Annotated in this window: 14 protein-coding genes and 1 pseudogene; 11 read left to right on the top strand and 4 right to left on the bottom strand. The window is 69.5% G+C overall.

Features of this window, described 5'->3' with window-relative positions:
- Nucleotides 1-33 precede the first annotated feature (33 nt).
- The 5 genes and pseudogenes from ACFYYR_RS19865 to dmpG all read left to right on the top strand — a co-directional run bounded on the left by ACFYYR_RS19865 (nucleotide 34) and on the right by dmpG (nucleotide 6,963).
- Nucleotides 34-2,364: a hypothetical protein gene (locus ACFYYR_RS19865; protein ID WP_388854791.1), complete on the top strand. Its 2,331-nt coding sequence runs from the start codon at nucleotides 34-36 to the stop codon at nucleotides 2,362-2,364.
- Nucleotides 2,361-4,295 (top strand): DUF2357 domain-containing protein, encoded by a 1,935-nt coding sequence (locus tag ACFYYR_RS19860; RefSeq protein ID WP_388854788.1) that lies wholly within the window; start codon nucleotides 2,361-2,363, stop codon nucleotides 4,293-4,295. The genes ACFYYR_RS19865 and ACFYYR_RS19860 overlap by 4 nt, the downstream gene beginning before the upstream one ends.
- 556 nt (nucleotides 4,296-4,851) lie before the next feature.
- Nucleotides 4,852-5,043, top strand: coding sequence for a hypothetical protein (locus ACFYYR_RS19855; RefSeq protein WP_388854785.1), 192 nt, complete (start codon nucleotides 4,852-4,854; stop codon nucleotides 5,041-5,043).
- 133 nt (nucleotides 5,044-5,176) lie between these two features.
- Nucleotides 5,177-5,935: pseudogene (locus ACFYYR_RS19850) on the top strand (acetaldehyde dehydrogenase (acetylating)); the annotation flags it as partial.
- On the top strand, nucleotides 5,932-6,963 hold the full coding sequence (gene dmpG, locus ACFYYR_RS19845; RefSeq protein ID WP_388854782.1) for a 4-hydroxy-2-oxovalerate aldolase: 1,032 nt from the start codon (nucleotides 5,932-5,934) through the stop codon (nucleotides 6,961-6,963). The pseudogene ACFYYR_RS19850 and the gene dmpG, both read left to right, overlap by 4 nt.
- Before the next feature lie 302 nt (nucleotides 6,964-7,265).
- On the opposite strand, the gene ACFYYR_RS19840 is transcribed toward dmpG, so the two are convergent.
- A complete protein-coding gene (locus tag ACFYYR_RS19840; protein ID WP_388854779.1) occupies nucleotides 7,266-8,390 on the bottom strand; it encodes a homogentisate 1,2-dioxygenase in 1,125 nt (374 codons plus the stop codon).
- A 355-nt stretch (nucleotides 8,391-8,745) separates the two neighbouring features.
- Between ACFYYR_RS19840 and ACFYYR_RS19835 the strand changes: the two genes are divergently transcribed.
- The 3 genes from ACFYYR_RS19835 (at nucleotide 8,746) to ACFYYR_RS19825 (ending at nucleotide 11,115) form a co-directional block, all read left to right on the top strand.
- The gene (locus ACFYYR_RS19835) at nucleotides 8,746-9,702 is read left to right on the top strand and encodes a LysR family transcriptional regulator (RefSeq protein ID WP_388854776.1); all 957 of its coding nucleotides are present in this window, start codon (nucleotides 8,746-8,748) and stop codon (nucleotides 9,700-9,702) included.
- Between the two features lie 553 nt (nucleotides 9,703-10,255).
- Entirely contained in the window at nucleotides 10,256-10,870 is a 615-nt protein-coding gene (locus ACFYYR_RS19830; protein WP_388854773.1) for a hypothetical protein, read from the top strand.
- Nucleotides 10,867-11,115, top strand: a complete 249-nt coding sequence (locus ACFYYR_RS19825) for a hypothetical protein (protein ID WP_388854770.1) — start codon at nucleotides 10,867-10,869, stop codon at nucleotides 11,113-11,115. The genes ACFYYR_RS19830 and ACFYYR_RS19825 overlap by 4 nt, the downstream gene beginning before the upstream one ends.
- A 338-nt stretch (nucleotides 11,116-11,453) precedes the next feature.
- Here ACFYYR_RS19825 and ACFYYR_RS19820 read toward each other — a convergent pair whose 3' ends face one another.
- The 3 genes from ACFYYR_RS19820 to ACFYYR_RS19810 all read right to left on the bottom strand — a co-directional run bounded on the left by ACFYYR_RS19820 (nucleotide 11,454) and on the right by ACFYYR_RS19810 (nucleotide 15,060).
- Entirely contained in the window at nucleotides 11,454-12,269 is an 816-nt protein-coding gene (locus tag ACFYYR_RS19820; RefSeq protein ID WP_388854766.1) for an SDR family NAD(P)-dependent oxidoreductase, read from the bottom strand.
- Between the two features lie 636 nt (nucleotides 12,270-12,905).
- A complete protein-coding gene (locus tag ACFYYR_RS19815; RefSeq protein ID WP_388854763.1) occupies nucleotides 12,906-13,742 on the bottom strand; it encodes an alpha/beta fold hydrolase in 837 nt (278 codons plus the stop codon).
- 556 nt (nucleotides 13,743-14,298) lie between these two features.
- Nucleotides 14,299-15,060 carry a class I SAM-dependent methyltransferase gene (locus ACFYYR_RS19810; protein WP_388854760.1) on the bottom strand — a complete coding sequence of 254 codons (762 nt, stop codon included), beginning with the start codon at nucleotides 15,058-15,060 and terminating at the stop codon, nucleotides 14,299-14,301.
- 132 nt (nucleotides 15,061-15,192) lie between these two features.
- On the opposite strand from ACFYYR_RS19810, the gene ACFYYR_RS19805 reads away from it, so the two are divergent.
- The 3 genes from ACFYYR_RS19805 to ACFYYR_RS19795 all read left to right on the top strand — a co-directional run bounded on the left by ACFYYR_RS19805 (nucleotide 15,193) and on the right by ACFYYR_RS19795 (nucleotide 18,085).
- Nucleotides 15,193-16,347, top strand: coding sequence for a sensor histidine kinase (locus tag ACFYYR_RS19805; RefSeq protein WP_388854757.1), 1,155 nt, complete (start codon nucleotides 15,193-15,195; stop codon nucleotides 16,345-16,347).
- Nucleotides 16,325-16,975, top strand: coding sequence for a response regulator (locus ACFYYR_RS19800; RefSeq protein ID WP_388854754.1), 651 nt, complete (start codon nucleotides 16,325-16,327; stop codon nucleotides 16,973-16,975). Before ACFYYR_RS19805 ends, ACFYYR_RS19800 begins: the two co-directional genes overlap by 23 nt.
- A 402-nt stretch (nucleotides 16,976-17,377) precedes the next feature.
- Nucleotides 17,378-18,085 (top strand): M24 family metallopeptidase, encoded by a 708-nt coding sequence (locus ACFYYR_RS19795; RefSeq protein WP_388854751.1) that lies wholly within the window; start codon nucleotides 17,378-17,380, stop codon nucleotides 18,083-18,085.
- The last annotated feature ends 206 nt before the right edge of the window (nucleotides 18,086-18,291 follow it).

Here is an 18,291-nt window from a genome sequence, read left to right as displayed (position 1 = left end):
AGGCCACGTACGCGTGGTAAGGCAAAGGGAACGGTGTGGCCGGGCCAGCAGGCGGCTTCCGAGCGCAGCGCGGTCCCCCGCGCTCGTCCGCCAGCTTCGGCGGCAGCCACCACCGGTCTGGACGGTCCGAAAGAGAAGGATGGCACCGCGGCGCTGCTGACGGAGATACAGCAGGTAGCGGCCGAGGCCCAGGTGGTTCTTGCCGCGGGTGACGAGCCCGACAGCGCCGCTTCTGGGCTCGGACAGGCTTGGCAGCTCTACCGCATGCTCGCCAAGCGCCAGGCAGAAGCCGTAGACGCCCTGGCGGGACAGGGGGAGCGGCTTCGTGTCGAGCGAGCGGAACTCGATGCCGCTGTCGCCTCTCAAACCGCGGAGGCCACGGCCCTGCAGGAACAGCGCGCAGCACTCGACGACCGCACGGAGCTCCTTGACCGCAAAGAGCGTGACCTTTCCGGCCGCGAGCAAGCGGCAGACGCACAGCTCGCCCAACGCCGTGCAGAGGCGGGCCGCGAACTGGAAACCTGGCTGGCGGACCAGCGCCGGACGACAGTCGACGCACTCGACACCGAACGCCAGGCATGGCAGACCCGGTGGAGCGAGGCACAACGTCGCCTGACCGATGCGCAGGCGGCCCTGGACCAACGTGAGAGTGAACTTACCCAGTGGGAAAGGGACCTGCGTTCCACACAGCTCAGGCTGGCGGATGAACGTGAGGACGTCACCGAGCTCAAAGCCGCGCTCAAGGAGCAGCAAGCCGGCCGCGCGGAACGAATCGAGCGCGAGGTGACAAGCCGCACCGACCAACTACTCCAGCAGATGGAAGAGGACCAGCGCAGGCTGGCCGCCGTCACCGAAGGCAAAGAGCGCCTGAGCGCTCGACTCGCCGAATACGACAGCGCACTGGCCTCTCTCGGCGGCATGACCCTGGGTCAGGCCGTCGAGCGCATGGCCGAACTTCGCGCAGAGAACGCTCGTCTGCTGGAGGAGAACGCCACCGCACCACGCGCTGACGCGCGCGTGCTTGAGCAACTGCGGCAGCAGGTGATTCAGCTCGCCGCCGGCAATGAAGAACTGGTGAGGGAACGCGGAGAACTGGAGTCCGCTCTGCAACGCGATCGCATAGCGGTCAACGAACGCCAGAACTACCTGGAATCCAACAACTGGCTGCGCGCTGCTAACAGCCAACTCCAGCAACTGCTCAATGAGGAGGCGGCCAAGCTCAAGGCCACAGCCGATGCAGGCAAGGAGGGCCACGCCTTCCCAGCCTGCTCACACATGGACCGGGAACTCGGCACGCCATGGCCGTCCGACGCGCGCACGCCGGAGCTGTCCGAACTCGTGCGTCAGATGCAGTCGGTCATCTGCCAGAAAGCAGGCCTCTCCTATGGTCTGTCGGACCTGCGCCTGGTCCTGGCAGGCATGGCGATGAGCCGCCTCCACCTTTTCCAGGGCATCAGCGGTATCGGCAAGACCGGCCTGGCCCGTGCACTCGCCACCGCCTTCGGAAGTGACACCAGTGTCGCCGTGGTCCCCGTCCAGGCCGGCTGGCGTGACCCGCAGGACCTCATGGGCTACTACAACAGCTTTGATCGGATCTTCTACGAATCCGATTTCACCAAGGCTCTGTACCGCGCCCAATGCCCCGCCTTCAAAGACCGGCCCTTCTTCATCGTCCTCGACGAGATGAACCTCTCCCATCCCGAGCAGTACTTCAGCGGGGTACTCTCCGCACTCGCGATCAAGGACCGGTCCAGACTGACGTTGACCACGGCGCCGGTCAGAAACCCTCCCGACCTGCTGATCGACGGCACCCACATCGCAGTTCCGGACAATGTCTGGTTCATCGGAACCGCCAACCACGACGAGACGACCGTCGGCTTCGCCGACAAGACCTACGACCGGGCCTTCGTCCTGGAACTGCCCTGGCAGCACCCGGAGCTTCCGGAGATGGCGACCGCGCTGCCGGAACCTCTCGGGTATCGCGGTCTCACCCATGCCTTCACCGAAGCGCAGGCCACCTATGGTGCGCAAGCCGGCGACATCATCGACTTCCTTGACACCCACTGGCGCAGTCGCCTCGCGGAGGACATGCGCATTGGCTGGGGCAACCGGCTGGAATTGCAGATCAACGAGTTCGCTCCCGTGGCCGTCGCCGCCAAGGGCAGTCCCGGAGAGGCTCTGGACCATCTGCTGGCCACGCGCATCCTGCGCTCCATCCGGGGACGGTACGACATCCATGCCGACACCCTCGACACGCTGCGCACCGACCTTGTAGAAAGCCTGCTGCGGTTTGACAGCGAGCACGAACCCGCGTCGACACAACGGCTGCTGGACGACGAGATCCGCTCGCGTGGTCGGCGATGAACCGGCAAGCGACCGAGCCGGATCCCGACTCCCTGCCCGTCCGGCATCTGCTGGCGTTGTCGGCCCGTCTCGCCGAGGAGGCCAGCACGCTCGATGACTGGCTGGCTATGCCGCCGATCATCCTCGACGTCTCCGACGAGACAGAAGCACTGCCGCTGGAAGACGTCTTCGAACGTGAAACTGGTGCGCTGCGTACCGTGTGTCATCACCCGTATACGCGGCTGCGCACGGTGGAGGAGATGCTGCCCACGTCCCGTGTGCGCTCCATCGCCGCCGGCGCGGCGGCACGTCTGGCCGCTCGTCCGGAGGACTGGGTCTCGCACACGCTCGCAGGCGTCCGACCCCGCCGTCTGCTGGCCCGGCGCAGCGAGGAGGACGCAGACATCTACGAGAACCGGGTCGCTGTCGCCGTCCTCAACGTCATGCGGTCGCATCTACAGCAGCGGATCGCCAAGCTGAGGGATCTGAGCAGGATGGTGGGCGATGTCCATGGTCTGCTGATGTCCTCCGAGGAGAGTTCTTGGCGGGCCCGACGGGACCTCACCGGACTGCTGCGAAACGTCGAGGACTCCACTAGGCACCAGGCGGCTGCGGAGTTGCGCCTCCGCACACTCGAATCGTCCCTCGCGGCAGTGGAAATCATGCTGAGCTCGCCGCTGGCCCGCGCGGTCGACCACCGTTCCACACCACCCCGCGATCTGCACCCGACCAATCTGCTGAGCAGCGACCCGCATTACCGGAGGGTGGCCCTGCTCTGGCAAGCCTGTACCGCGATCGAGGCCGTGCGAGCCGGTGCGCCCGAAACGGCCCTCCGCCGACAGGAATTCCGTGTCGCCTTCGAACGATTCACCGGTCTCCTGCTGTTCCTTGCCCTCAAGCTGCTCCAAGCAGCGCCGGATGCCGACCAGCCGACACCTGCCCCTGGCCGCACCATGCGCTTCCGCATGCGGGGCGCACCATTGACGGTCACCTGGTCCGAATCCGGTGACCACTTCACCCTCCACTGGCGTGCGCGACATGTGCTGCGCGTCGTGCCTATCACGACCGACCTGTGCACAGCCCCTGATGAGGCCGCGGCCACTGCGTCGATCGCGGACGTCTGCCGAAACCGGCCGTCTGCCGAGTGCGGCAACGACCTCATCGTCTATCCAGGCGTACTCCAGAATGCGGAACCCGACGTCGCCAAGGCCGCATATCGGATCGGGCACGGCAACGGCGATACGCCTGAGCAGCGTGCCGATGTTGTTCCCCTGTCCCCACTGGACATTTTCAGCGTGAGCCGACTGGTGCGGGCCATCCAGTGGGCCACCTTGGGCGCCGACGCGCGCCACTACCCCCACACTGTCGCCGTACCGGCAGGCGAGCGGCGCTCTCTCGCGGACTGCGACTGGCTTGAACCGCGCCCTGACGGTGTCGCGGTCGTGCGTGCCCCGCGTCCGGAGGAGCTGGACCGGCTTTCCACACTGTTGAGAGGGGGCAGGGGCCGCCGCCGTGGCGGCGGCCACGCAGCAGAGCACGAAGCCCAGCGGCTGCGCGCCGTATGTGCGGAGTTGGAAGACGCAGCCACCGCGACCGAGTTTCTCGAAGTGTGCCCGGTGTGTGCCAAGACCGGAGAGCAGCGCCGGACTGTGTTCGAACCTCGTGAGGAGGGCCTGTTCGCCGCGACCTGCTCCGCATGCCGCACCCGGTGGGAGCTTCGCTGCTGCCTGGCCTGTGGCCACACCTTCCCGTTGCTCGACCCAGACGGCCTTGCGCCTGCCGGTGCCTCCGAGCTTGACCTTGACCGCCGCGTCGGCGGCGCCTTCCTGGCGGTCCCATGCTGGGCTCCAGATCGCACCAGCCAGTCCATCTGCCCAGCTTGTAACACGTGCGGCCAGGCGGCCCGAGTCACTTCCTGCCCACGCGGATGTCCGCATCGGATGCCGTCCTGACGTCACACGTACTGCCCTATGGGGGGATCCCAGAATCACCCGAGCGACCAGGCCGAGGCCACGATTGTCGTTCAGGCCGGGTAGCCAGTCCTGATGCTGAGTCTGGCACTGAGCAGGTCAGCTACGGTGAGGTTGTCTTTACGGAGCCTCGCGGACACCAACAAGGACAACCCCCACCGCCAGGTGCGGCTGAGCTTTCTGGGCTGAGATCGTTCGGGGCGTGGCCGCCAATTCTCCGTACCCTGCGTGTCCGATACGGAGAGATCGGAAGAGGCGAATCAGCGGAAAGGTCCCCGCAGCGATGAAGTGGTCAGCGAATGTCTGATGGTTTGTCGGAGCGGCTGCGCCGGGTCGTCGACGTTCTCCCGCTGGAGCCGGGGTTGCGGGTGCTGGAGATCGGTGGTGCACCTGGGGCCGCCGCACGCGAGGTCGCGCGGAGAGTCGCTCCCACCGGCCACATCCTGGTGCTGGACCGGTCCCGGGCCGGGATCGACAGAACGCGCCGCCACTGTGCGGCGAGATCGAGGCCGGACTCCTCTCCACGCACTGCGCTGCGGTGGAGAACTTCGCTCTGCCTGAGGGGACCGGCCTCTTCGATCTGGCTTTCGCCTGCCGCGTCGGTGCTCTGGACGGCCGCCACCGCGAGCTGTACCCATCCGCGGTCGAGCACATTCGACGTGCCCTCAAGCCGAACTCCTGCCTCTACCTCGACACGGGCGACCCGATGACCCAGATCCGCCTTGCTTGATCCACTCGGGTCGGGTGAAGGGACCGGCCCGACAAGGCCGCCTGCCAACGCTGCACCGAGTTCGCCGTCGCGGACCAAGCCGGGCGGGAGCTGGTGCGAGCGGCAGGAAGATCGGCGTGCTTTCCGCGACCGGCTGGACGAGTTCGCGGACGTGTCCCTCGTCTTCGACGCCACCTCCGCCGGCGCGCACCATCGCCACGACGAGGTCCTGCGCACCCTGGGCCGCACGGTCGTCGACCTCACCCCCGCCGCGCTCGGCCCGTATGTGGTCTCGCCGGTGGACGGCGACGCCCATCTGAACGCGCCCAACGTCAACATGGTCACCTGCGGCGGGCAGGCCACCATCCCCGTCGTGGCCGCCGTCGCCGCCGTGACCCCGGTCCACTACGCGGAGATCGTTGCCTCCCTCTCCTCCCGCTCGGCGGGCCCCGGCACGCGGGCCAACATCGACGAATTCGTCGAGACCACCTCGTCGGCCCTCGAGCAGGTCGGCGGCGCGGCCCGCGGCAAGGCCGTCATGGTCATCAACTCCGCCGAACCGCCGCTCATCATGCGGGACACCGTGCACTGCGTCGTCGGTGACTGCGACGACGCCGCCGTGACCGCATCCGTGGAGGAGATGGTCGCGCGCGTCCAGAGGTACGTCCCCGGCTATCGCCTCAAGCAGAAGGTGCAGTTCGAACGCGTCGCCACCGACAGCCCCCTGCGCTCCCATCTCCCGGCCGGCTCCCGGTCCGGCCGGGCCGCCAAGGTGTCGGTGTTCCTCGAAGTGGAGGGCGCCGCCCACTATCTGCCCGCCTACGCCGGCAACCTCGACATCATGACCTCGGCCGCCCTGCGCACCGCCGAGCGCATGGCCGCCCACCGCACCACGAAGGTGGTTTCCCCATGACCGCGCCCCAGTCGAACACCCTGTATGTGCAGGACGTGACCCTCAGGGACGGCATGCACGCCGTCCGCCACCGCTACACCGTCGAACAGGCCCGCACCATCGCCGCCGCACTCGACGCCGCCGGAGTCGCCGCGGTCGAGATCGCCCACGGCGACGGTCTGTCCGGCTCCGGCATCACCTACGGCGTCGGCGCCCACACGGACTGGGAGTGGATCGAGGCCGTCTGCGGCGCGGTGACCCACGCGGTGCCCACCACCCTGCTCCTGCCCGGCGTCGGCACCGTGCACGACCTGCGCCGAGCGCACGCCCTCGGCATCCGCTCGGTGCGCGTCGCCACGCACTGCACCGAGGCCGACGTCTCCGCCCAGCACATCGCCGCCGCCCGCGACCTGGGCATGGACGTGGCCGGCTTCCTGATGATGTCCCACATGGCCGAACCCGCCGAACTGGCCCGGCAGGCCGGGTTGATGGAGTCCTACGGCGCGAACTGCGTCTATGTCACCGACTCGGGCGGCCACCTCACCATGGACGGCGTACGCGACCGCGTCCGCGCCTACCGCGACGTCCTCGACCCGTCCACCGAACTGGGAATCCACGCCCACCACAACCTCGGGCAGGGGGTGGCCAACTCGGTCGTCGCCGTCGAGAACGGCGTCACCCGCGTCGACGCCTCCCTCGCCGGCCAGGGAGCCGGAGCGGGCAACTGTCCCCTGGAGGCGTTCGTCGCGGTCGCCGAACTGACAGGCTGGGAGCACGGCTGCGACCTGTTCCCCCTGATGGACGCCGCCGACGACGTCGTACGCCCCCTCCAGGACCGCGAGGTGCGGGTGGGCCGCGAGACCCTCACCCTCGGCTACGCGGGCGTGTACTCCAGCTTCCTGCGCCATGCCGATACGGCCGACCACCGCTACGGCGTCGACGCCCGCGCCATCCTCATCGAGGTCGGTCGCCGCGGGCTGGTCGGCGGTCAGGAAGACATGATCACCGACATCGCTCTCGACCTCGCCGCAGTGGGCACCATCGCCTGATCCGGAAGAACCACACAGGGCCAGTCGAGGCCGAGGCAGAAGGCAGACCTCGGTGTCGCCCGCCACGAGCCGGGCGTCGAGCTGACCGCCTGCACGGAGAACCCGCCAACCAGCTCCCGAGTGCGGTTCCACGCCGACTGGTAGCAAGAAGCTCGCCGGCCGCGGTGACGAGCCCCTCGGCGTCGTTGCCGGCACGGGCGCGAGCAGTGTCGAGCGCGGCGTGGTCGGCGACGTTGCGCATCGCGTAGGCGGCGGCGCGCTGCCCGCGTGTCTGTGGGGGAGTGACAGTCGGTCATCGTGGGTCAGCCGCGGTAGCTCTCGTGGCGGGCGAAGTCGGGTATCTCGACGGCTTCGAAGGCTTCGGTGTAGCGCAGGGGGCGGACGGTGTCGACGTTCCAGACGTAGAACGGCAGCCGGGTGCGCGGGTTGGCGTGGCGGACCTGGTCGGGGCCGTGGTTCATTCCGGCCGGTGTGACGCTCGCCAGCCCCGCCGGCGGACCGGCCTGGCCGCCGTCGCCAGTGCCGAGGAAGACGAACAGCTCGTCGTAGTCGACGTTGCGATGGGCCGGCTGCGCCTTGTCCGCGTCGTCCGCGGTCTGGGTGGGCCGGGGTGCCATGGTGACGAACCAGTTTTGCCCGGCCTGGAAGGTGGCGTGTGCCACCGGCGGCATTTCAAGGCGTTCGCAGGCGAGCGGGCGGAGGTCCGCCAGGCGTAGCCGGAAGGGGGCCAGGGTGCCGGTCCAGCCCTCCACGTCGGCGGGGTCGAAGGCGTAGAAGATCGATGACAGTTCGCCCGCGCGCTGGACGAGCACCTCCCACTCGCCGGCCGGGTTCTGCGCGGAGGGGACGGTGATGCCGGTGTCGAGCCTGGGCACGTCGAGGACGCCGCGGTCGAAGGGCAGGAAGTGCCCCAGCAGCCCCCGCTCGGGGAGCGTGATCGGCTCCCGTGTCTCCACCACGTAGGTGACGTGCTGCTCGGCCTCGGGGTCGGGGGCGATCCGGTAGTTGGTGCCCTTGGGGATCACCAGGTACTCCAGCGGCCCGTACGCGAGGGTGCCGTAGTCGGTGACGAGGGTGCCACTGCCCGACTGGACCAGCAACAGGGTGTCGCCGTCGGTGTTGCGGAAGTAGTAAGGCATCGGCGCCGCGCGCTTCGACACCGAGACCGTGATGTCCTCGTTGAACATCAGCGGCGTCGGCAGGGCGCGCTCGTCGTGCTCATCGGCGGCGGGAACGTCGGTGAGCCGGATGCCCCGCGGCCGGATCGGGCCCTCCACTCGCAGCCAGTCCGTGGTCGGGTGGGCGTGGTAGAGCTGAGAGACGTCCCCCTCGAACCCCTGACGGCCGTGGTGCTCCTCGAAGGTGCCCTGAGGCACCCGGGCATGGGCCTGGTGGGAGATCCGGCCCTGAACGTGCTTCGCGAACATACAGCGACTCCTCCATGGGCGCCGGCAAACGCCAAGCGCCCCATCCGGTGGGCGAGTGAGAGGTAAGCGTGGTGTGGCGGTCGGGCCGGCAAGAGGCCCCGCCCTGCCACACCCGTGCCAGGCACGGCGGCGACGCAGCCCCGAACGCCCACCGCAGCTCGCGGGGCCGGTAGGTATGCGCGGCCACTGGCTCGCCACGTCACCAGCCTTTGATGCAGCGATCAAATGCTGGACGACGCCTTTGGTTTGCGCCCTCCGGCACCTTTCACTCCACGAGTGAACAACCACAACGTGCCGCCGGTCCAACACCGATCATCGGACACGTGACAGCCTCAGACTGTTACGGTGGGGATTTGTGGACCTCGACCTGCGCCAGGTGCGCTATGCCGTCACCCTGGCCGACGAACTCCACTTCGGCCGGGCCGCGGACCGGCTCACCATCGCCCAGCAGACCCTCTCCGCCCAGATCAGAACCCTGGAGAAGCGACTCGGCGTCCCGCTGTTCACCCGCGACCGCCGCCACGTCGCCCTCACCCCCGCCGGCGAGACCTTCGCCGAACGCGGCCGATGCCTCCTCGTCGACGCCGAACGTTTGGTCAACGAGATCACCCACACCTGCACGCCCCTGCGCATCGACGTCGTCGCCGAGGGCCTTCCCTCCACGCTCCTCGTCCATCACCTGCGCACCCAGGCCCCCGACCTGCCGTTCGAGGTGCTCCAGAGCCACGGCATGGCCGCAGCACTGCCCCGCCTCCTCACCGGCGACCTCGACGTCGCCTTCGGCCGCACCTTCGGCCTCGGCCGCCCCCTCGGAGCCGCCCTCGCCACCATGCCCGTGGGCCTGGACCCCATCGGCGTGATCATCCCCGCCGACCACCCCCTCGCCGACCGGGACGAGGTCCCCCTCGCCGCCCTCGCCGATCACCCGCTCCTGATCCACTCAGCGGACGAGTCCGCCGAGTGGCAGGACTGGGTCGACCAAGCCGTCGCCGCCTTCGGCCTGAAGGTGGTGACACACGTACGCGGTCACGGCCGCACCTCCGCTCTGGCCGCCGTCCAAGCCCTCCGCCACCCGGCCTTCGGCCGCACCTCCGCGCACCTCCCCGACGGCCTCACCGCCCGGCCCCTCACCGACCCCGTCCCGCTCTACCCCTGGCACGCCGTCTGGAACACCACCACGGCACACCGCGCCCTCAACCACGCCCTGGAACTCATCCACACCTACGCCCGGACCCACCACTGGCACCGCCCCCCGAGCGCCGACTGGTGGCTCCCGAAGCCCGATCGCGACACACTGCGGACCACGAACTGATCCACACCCATCCGTCCGACCACGCGTATTCCCCTCCCGCCAGTCGGCTGACGCAGTGCCAACACTGGGGGCGCCTGTTAAGAGTCCACAAGCGTACGAGGCTGGGTGACGGAAGGAGCTCCGGCGGCGCCGGCGAGCCAGCGTGTGGTTACTGCGTGGTGCGCAGGGAGGAGCAGCGGTGGACAGCCGGCTGCTGTCGGGCACGGCGCCGTGTGGCCCGGCGCTGGGGTCGGATCGGCTCGCGGGCTTCGCGGCTGATTGTTCGCGCAGGGTGCTGTCGACCGGTGAACACCCTTCGCGCCGGACCCCAGGCTCGTGGGCCGGCAGTGGTGGGGCCGAGCGGAGCAGTCGATGCGGTCGGGCGGGGGCCGAAGCCATCCGGCGAGGGGCGAGAAGGAGCAGCCAGTGGTGCCTGCGGACGGCCGCGAACGCAACGGTTGTCCGCTGTTTCTCACTGCTTGCGGGTGAACCACGAGGCCACGCCCTCGTACCGACCGAAACTGGACGAGCGTGCCCGCTACTGTCAGCTCTCGTGCCCTTGAGTTGTGCGTTTGTGAACCTCAAGCCCGGCGTCGGAAAGACGACGAGTGCCGTGTGGCTGGCCCACGCGCTTCACGAGTCGGGACTGTCGCCGCTGCTGGTCGACGGTGACCCAGCCTCTTCCGCGCTGCGCTGGAGCGAATTGGCCGGTGGCTTTCCGTTTCCGGTGATCGCCCTGCCGGTGGGCGACGTCCACCGGCGCGTGAACGACTTCCTCGGCAACCGGCAGGCCGTCGTGCTCGATGCGCCCCAGATGGAGGACCATCCCCGGATTACCCGCAGCATCATGAGGTACGCCGGGGAGTGGATCGTGCCCGTGACCCCCGCCCCCATCGAGCTGGACCGGATGGCACCCATCTGGGGTGAGATGGCGGACGTGCAGTCCTTGCGTGCCGAACCGGCCCGCACGGCGGTCCTGCTCAATCGCACCAACCGTCCGGACGCCACGCGCACCGGGCCCGATGCCGACGCTCGTGAGGTACTCACCGAGCGGGGTTTCGTGGTGCTGGACACCCAGATCGCGAGGCTCGACCTGTACGCCCAGTCATTCGGGAACCCGGTCCAGGCCAAGGGGTCGGCGTACATGGACTTCGCGGAGGAACTGATCAAGCGTCAGGATGAGGCATGAGCCAGCGCAAGGAAAGCTACCGAGCGGCATTGCAGCGTGGACAGGACGTTGCCGCACCCCGGTCCACCGAAGTCACCGCGCTACAGAGCAGATACCTCCGGGTGACGGTCGAGTTGGATCCCGGCCTGCGAGGCCATCTGGTGCGATGGGTGGCATCGCCGGTCTCCTCGGTCGTGGTCGCCGGCACGACCGTCGTGCGTACCCTGGTCGACACCGTCGGCAGGGTGTCTCGACCCGGAGGCTAGGCTGCATTGCCCCGCCATTGGATGCGTTGAATGAGCAGACGTCGATTGCTTCCCGGGGTCGTCGGATAATAGCCCTGTGCCGACGCCTCGCGCCGCGACGGGCGTACGGAGTGGGCGCGCGTGGTTCTGCTCCATTCCGAGGACCGTGCCCTGACCGGGCCGGAGCGGGCTGAGGCCGGCCACCGCCTCGCCCGCGCCGGGGGCATCGAATCCCCCCGGCGACGAGCACGGCTGTCTCTGGGGCGCCGGCCAGGCCCAGCCTCTTTCTGGAGCCGTGGCCCCGCCAGGGTTCCTGGCTCCGCCACGGGTCCTGTCGAACGGACCTGTTCGGTGGTCCGTTACACGCGCGGGGCGCGCGCCTCGATCCGGTAGTCGAAGGCGGCACCGCCGACGCCGACCGTGGTCACTCCGCCGTCGACGGTGAGGACGGCCCCGTTGACGTAGGACGCGGCGGGCGACAGCAGCCAGTCGATCGCCTCGGCGACCTCCTCCGGATCGCCCGGCCGTCTGGCGGGAGTCAGCCGGTTCGCCTCCTCGTATGCCGCCTCGGCACCGCTCGCCAGCCCTGCCTCCGCCGCGAACCGCGCCATGCGCTGGTCGGCCATCTCCGTACGCACCCAGCCCGGGCACACCGCGTTGGCCCGCAGTCCCTGCGGCCCGTAGTCGACGGCGAGGGAGCTGCAGAGGTGGAGCAGACCCGCCTTGGACGTCGCATAGGCGGCGTTGCCGACGCTGTTGCGGAGCGCGGCGACCGAGGCGACCGCGACCACCGCGCCGCGGGCCGCCAGCAGATGCGGTAGCGCGGCACGCAGGAGCAGGAACGGGCCGGTGAGGTTGGTCCGTATCAGCTCTTCCCAGTCCTCGACCGTGGTGTCGCCGACCGCGCCGCCCCGCCCGATTCCGGCGTTGAGCACCACACCGTCGAGTCTTCCGTAGGCCGTCACCGTCGCCTCGACGAGCTCGCGCACGGCCTCGGGGTCGGCGGCGTCGGAAGGGTGGGCCAGCGCTCCGGTCTCCTCGGCCACCCGGCGCAGTGGCTCGGGCCGTCGCCCGGAGATCACGACCTGGTGCCCGGCTGTGCGCAGCAGCCGGGCGGTGGCGGCCCCGATCCCCGTCCCTCCGCCGGTCACCAGGACAACACGCTGTTCCGACATGCTCGTTCGCCTCCGAAGGTGGTCAACTTCCGGTATCCCGCACCGCGAGCATATGAAGCGCCGGCACTGCCGGTCCGACCGGGCACAGCCACCGTCGGCACACAGCTGGGTGCGGAGTCGGGAACGACCGTGGCGAAGGGCAGCGGAGCCGGCCGTCTGGTACGCCGGGGCTTCCGGACAGCCGCAGCCGCGCACCTTGCCGGAGTCGCCGCCACCTCCGACGAAGCCTCACCAAGCTGATCCGCGCCACGACAGACCACGAACCCTGACTGCCCGACCACTTCCGACAGCCCAGTGATACGGCGGCGAGCATGGGCGCGGTGGCCTGAGAGCCCGTTCCGGGCGCGCCTGTCACGGCGTACAGGAAGATCGCGGAGTCCTGGGCCTCGGATCTTTTCCACGCCCGGTGTCGGGGCGGCCGGGCCGTCGACATCGAGCGCGAGAGGACACTCGGTATACCAGCGGATCACCAACTCGGTGCGTGCAACAGACGACCCTTGCACCGAGCCAACCCTGGGATGAGGCTGTTTCGCTTGGGCCATCGGGCGGGCCACAGGCAGATCCCCGCGATCGAGTTCGTCCCTGGTACGGCTGGGCTGTGTGATGTTGTGTCACGCGGGCCGAGGAAGCTGAGTCTCAGGCGGCCGGAGCGTCGGCGGCGGCCGCCTGGTGCCGGTCCACGAACTCGGTCAGGGTACGGGCGAACAATTCGGGCAGCTCGAAGGGCAGCGCATGCCCGCCGTCCAGTACCTTGTGGCGGGCACCGGGGATGGCGTCCACCAACTCCTTCTGGTGGTGCGGCGGGACGATCAGGTCCTGGGACCCGGACACGACCAGGGTGGGCGCGGTGATCCGGGCCAGTGCCGCGGTGATGTCCACCCGGGTGTTCAGCTCGGCCTGGCGGGCCATGCCTTCTGCGTCGAACAGCCCGTTGAAGCCGGCTACGCCCTGCTCGAAGTCCTCGATCCGGCGCCTGGCGAGCGTCCCGGCGCCGAATGCGGTGACCTGCAGTACCCGAGAGAGCAGGTCCTTGTCCGCACGAAGCAACTGCTGCCACAGGCCGAACTGGAACTCCTGCCAGGCGTCGGTCACCGCCCAGCCCGCGTGCAGGAAGAGGGATCGCACACGTTCGGGGCGCTCCCCGGCGACAGCGGCTGCGACCGTCGCCCCCAGGGAGTGCCCGGCCAAGTGGAAGGCGCCCAGACCCGCCGCGTCCACGGCGCCCAGCACCTGGGCGACCAGGTCGTCGACAGTCAGCGGGGCGCCGGTGTCGATGGTGGCGCCCGAGCCGGACAGAGTCGGGGCGACGATCGTGTAGCGGTCGTCGAGGGCCTCGATCACCGGCCCCCAGTTGCCCTCGGGGTCGGCCCCCGTCCCGTGCACCAACACAAGGGCCGGGCCCGAGCCGGTGATCAGGCAGTCGACGGCACTCTCACCGCCGGAGATCGGCACATGAACGGTCGTGTACGTCATGGTGGTTGCGGCCTTTCAGTCGCGGGCGGTTGAGGCGCTGAAGGTTCGATGCCGACGATTCAGGCGCGGTCGGCGGGGCGCCGGGGAGGCCGGTCGGCACCAAACCGCTCACGCAAAGCATGGGCAGGGACCCAAGTAGATGCATGCGCCCCTTGTAGGCGTGTTCAATAGTTGCAGACGCCGCCTATTGGGGCAATGGGTCAGGTAGTTCCGAGCTTGGCTGGTGCCCCGCGGTTTCAGCGGCCGATCACTGAACATGAGGTGCATCGGTTCTTCTCGCCGACTCGCGACGAGCTGAAGGGGGCGGCCGCGGCGACGGACTGCGGCGGGACGGCAGGCATCCAGCCGACGCGGCGGCGAGTCCGGCGGGCCCGGCCGCCGCGAAGCCGCCCGCCGGCACGGAGGCATCGATTGCCATCCCGACGATCGGGGATCCGAGCGCGAAACCCGAACTCTGTGCCGAGGGGTACAGCGGGGTGCGCCGCGCGCGTCGGCATGGTCCGGTGCCACGTTCCGTTCCTCTGTGGCGGCGCTGTCGTCAGCGGATGGCCGGGCGTCATCGTGATCGGTGACCGGAGGAATGCGAGTCCGCGGCGTCTGCACACGGCTGGGGTGCCCTCAGATGCGTAACCCGGGCGGGCGGCAGGTTGCGCCATACGACGCCGCCACCGCCCCCGTCGTCGTAGCGGTCGGAGAGTTCGGCCAGTACGGCCGCCACCGCGCGGTGCCGGGCGGCCTCGGTGCGCCGGGCGAACAGGGTCCGCAGGGGCAGTGTGCCGAGATAGCCGAAGAAGGTCAGATGCCCGCCGGGCGCCAGGGCGGCCATGTACCGCTCCAGCAGGCAACGCACGGTGTCGGGAGCGAAGTTCATGAAGGGCAGACAAGAGACGATGACGTCGTAGCTGTTCGCGGGGAGGGGCGTGTGGCAGATCGACTCCGGGACGATTCGGATCTGCTCGGACGCGGCGGCCAGCACCGGGTCCGTCCGCAACGCCTCGGTCAGCAGCCGTACGAACAGGGGGTTGATCTCAACGGTGTCCAGCCGGTCGCCAGGGCCGATGCGCTCGGCCAGCGCGCGCGTGACCGTACCGGTACCCGCGCCGACCTCCAGGACACGCAGTGGGCTGCGGCCGCTGGGGGCGGGCAGCGGCGCGGCGAGCCGCTGGGCGAGCGGGGAGCCGCTCGGGGCGACAGCGCCGGTGGCCTGTCGGGAACGGACGGACTCCCGGAAGAACGCGACCGCGTCGTTGCGCTGTCGAGGGCCGGTCAGGGCGGTGGCCCCGGGAGTAGTTGTGGCAGGAGCCGGTGTCTGGTTCATGCTCACCACGCTAGGAAGCGGCCGAACCTGTTCCATCGGCCGTTCGTGCCGCAGCCACCCCGTACGAAAGTAGGGGGTGACGATCACCAACCGGCCGAGGGGACAAGGGACTTGCCAAAATATGCTGACCCGGTGAACAGGGTGGGGGGCCGGGCCTGGCCGTGGTGGGCCGAGGCGCTGACGGCCGGCATCGTCGGAGCCGGAACGGTGCAACAGGCATATGTGGGTGCGGGGGGTACGCTACTCAGCCCCCGCGTCGGGTTGGCTGCGGCGCTGACCCTCCCGGTCCTGCTGCGACGCCGCAAGCCAGTGTTCGCCATGGTGAGCACCGCGGTCGGTGCGGTGTTACTGGGATCGTTCTTCCCGCTGCTGGTCGTGCTCTTCCATCGCGCTGCCCGGGGCCGGTTCGCCTTCGAGGGACTGTGCGTGGTGGTCGCGATGGTCGGCAGTTCGCTGGCGCATCCGGGGAGCAGTCTGTGGTTGACCCGCAAGTACGGACCGCTGGCAGTGCTGCTGCTCGCGGTCGTCATCGGGCTGTTGGCGGGCAACCGTCGCCGGCACGTCGCCTCACTTGCCGAACAGGTCGACCGCCTGCGGGTGGAGCGTGAACTCCGTGCCGAACAGGCCAGGTTGGAGGAACGTACCCGGATCGCCGCCGAGATGCACGATGTGCTGGCCCACCGGCTCACGGTCATCGCCCTGCACACCGGTGCCCTCAAGCGGCGGGCCGCCGACCTGCCCGGGCCGGTGGCCGACCGGGTCGGCCTGCTGCGCACCGCGTCCACCGACGCGCTCGGGGATCTGCGGGATGTCCTGGGTGTGCTGCGCGGCCACGGCACCGGGGAGACGCCGGCCTCACGGGTACCCGGTCTGCCGGAACTCTCGACGGTGATCGACGAGGCGCGGGCGGCCGGTCAGCCGATCGAAGCGGCCATTGAGGGCGACCCCGACTCCGTACCGGCCAGCCATCGGCTCGCCGTTCACCGACTTGCCCAAGAAGCGCTGACCAACGCCCGTAAGCACGCCGCCGGAGCGACCGCACAGCTCGAGGTGCGCTACGGTCCGCCGCGGTCCACGGTGGTGATCCGCAACCCCGCCGGAGCCTCGTCGGAGGCCGCGGCCGAGGGTTCCGGCTACGGCCTGGTCGGACTGGCCGAGCGGGTCGCCGCGCTCAACGGTCATCTGGAGTACGGTCCTACGGGATCGGGAGGCTGGCGGGTGGCCGCCACCATCCCGCTCGACAACCAGCGCAGGAGGGGGCGGCGTGATCCGGACGATGATCGTTGACGACGACGGCCTGGTGCGGCTGGCGCTCGCCGACATCCTTCAGGATGCCCCCGGCATCACCCTCGCCGCACAGGCCTCCGACGGCCGGGAAGCCCTCGAACGGGCCACCGTTCAGTGCCTGGACGTCGTGCTGATGGACGTGCGGATGCCCCACATGGACGGTATCGAGGCCACCAGGCGGCTGAGCGCGCTGCCTCAGCCGCCCAAGGTCGTGATGCTCACGACGTTCGACCTGGACCAGTATGTCTACGACGGGCTGGCCGCCGGCGCGGTCGGCTTCCTGCTGAAGGACAGCGACCCCGCGGAGATCATCCGGGCCGTCGAGGTCGTCGCCGACGGACAGGCGATGCTGCACCCCGCTGCTGCCCGACGACTCATCGCGCACCATCACCACGCGGCGCACGGCGCCTCGTCCGCTGCCCGGGCCCGGATGGAGCGTTTGACGCCGCGCGAGACCGACGTGCTCGGGCTCCTGGCCGGCGGCGCGTCCAACGCTGAGATCGCCACCGGTCTGGGTATGCGGGAGAGCACGGTGAAGGCGCACGTGAGCCGCATTCTGGCCGCCCTTGAGGTGGACAACCGGGTGCAGGCTGCGCTGTGCGCCAAGGACGCCGGGCTGACGCGCTGAAGCCGCCGCGATGCATCCTCACGCTGCTGTTGGAGTGTGCCGCGCCCTCGGGGGCGATGGCACCGACAGTTCGGCTGATGGCACGAGACCTTGCGCGCGGTGCCGGCTCAGGTACCCGGCGTCCACGACGCGGCCTTCACCGCCCACGCACTGCCGGCCACCATCCGCGCCGGCCTCGCGGCACACCTGATCGACGACCGGAAGATGACACCCGCCCTCGGGGTCAGGGGCCGGCGGAACGCGGCGCAGTGCACGGCCGGCGTTCCACGCCTGCTCCCTCGGGGATCCCGGGCCGACGTGGCCAGGAAAGCTACCCGAGACAGGAAATGCAACCTTTTGATGAGAAGGGGATCGTATGTGTGAAGATGGGGTTCGGATCATTGATGGACAGAGGGGGAATGCATGGCATCCGAGCACCCTGGACCGGGGGAGGACCCGCGGGTCGCCGGCCTGATCGCGGCACAGGAGAAGGCGATCGCCCTCTTCGATGAGGTGGAGGCCCGCGGGCTGGTGACACCCGGCGTCGGGGAGCGCGAGGTGAGCGACCGCATCCGGGACCTCGCCAACGAGATGTTCGGCACCACCAAGCACTGGCACAAGCGGATCGTCCGTTCGGGTCCCAACACCCTGCTGCCGTACCGGGAGAATCCGCCGGACCGGGTCATCGGCGAGGACGACGTGGCCTTCGCCGACTTCGGCCCGATCTTCGAGGAGTACGAGGCGGACTTCGGCCGCACGTACGTCTTCGGGGACGATCCGCACAAGCACCGCCTGCTGCTGGACCTGCCGCGGATCTTCGACGAGGGGCGAGCGGCCTTTGCCGCCGACCCCGCCATGACCGGTCGCCGCCTGTACGCCGAAGTGGAACGCCTGGCGCGGGAGGCCGGTTGGGAGATCGGCATCTGGCATGCGGGTCATCTCGTCGGGGAGTTCCCCCACGAGGTGAACGACGGAGCCAAGGCGGAGTCCTACATCACGCCGGAGAACGACAGCCCGCTGCGGCGGACGGACCGGGCCGGCCGGACCTGTCACTGGATCCTGGAACTGCACTTCGTCGACCGCGCGCGTGGCTTCGGCGGATTCTACGAGCAGCTCCTCGACCTCGCCTGAGGCTGCCGAGCCGAGCACGCGTCGGGGTGAGGGGCGTGCACCGCCCGCATGGTGCTGGGTCGTCCGCTGCCAGCAGCGGACGGCCCAGCACCGGACGAGGAACGTCGGACCCTGAACCGGCTCGGGAGGAGTCGCTTCGGTGGGACTGCAGAGGGGAAGTCCGGCCGCGCCCCGAGGTCGCCGAGGTGGACGGCGACATGGCCCGC

Source organism: Streptomyces sp. NPDC001922, from assembly GCF_042891165.1.
Classification (GTDB): domain Bacteria; phylum Actinomycetota; class Actinomycetes; order Streptomycetales; family Streptomycetaceae; genus Streptomyces.
The sequence above is the reverse complement of the archived record's forward strand: the minus strand, read 5'-3'. Positions and strand labels throughout refer to the sequence as shown.

Bases quoted from the DNA above. Each gene is read 5' to 3' on its own strand.
- ACFYYR_RS19795 (WP_388854751.1), top strand. From the start codon at position 17,378: ATGGCATCCGAGCACCCTGGACCGGGGGAGGACCCGCGGGTCGCCGGC.
- ACFYYR_RS19810 (WP_388854760.1), bottom strand. From the start codon at position 15,060: ATGAACCAGACACCGGCTCCTGCCACAACTACTCCCGGGGCCACCGCC.
- ACFYYR_RS19825 (WP_388854770.1), top strand. From the start codon at position 10,867: ATGAGCCAGCGCAAGGAAAGCTACCGAGCGGCATTGCAGCGTGGACAG.
- ACFYYR_RS19860 (WP_388854788.1), top strand. From the start codon at position 2,361: ATGAACCGGCAAGCGACCGAGCCGGATCCCGACTCCCTGCCCGTCCGG.
- ACFYYR_RS19815 (WP_388854763.1), bottom strand. From the start codon at position 13,742: ATGACGTACACGACCGTTCATGTGCCGATCTCCGGCGGTGAGAGTGCC.
- ACFYYR_RS19820 (WP_388854766.1), bottom strand. From the start codon at position 12,269: ATGTCGGAACAGCGTGTTGTCCTGGTGACCGGCGGAGGGACGGGGATC.
- ACFYYR_RS19840 (WP_388854779.1), bottom strand. From the start codon at position 8,390: ATGTTCGCGAAGCACGTTCAGGGCCGGATCTCCCACCAGGCCCATGCC.
- dmpG (WP_388854782.1), top strand. From the start codon at position 5,932: ATGACCGCGCCCCAGTCGAACACCCTGTATGTGCAGGACGTGACCCTC.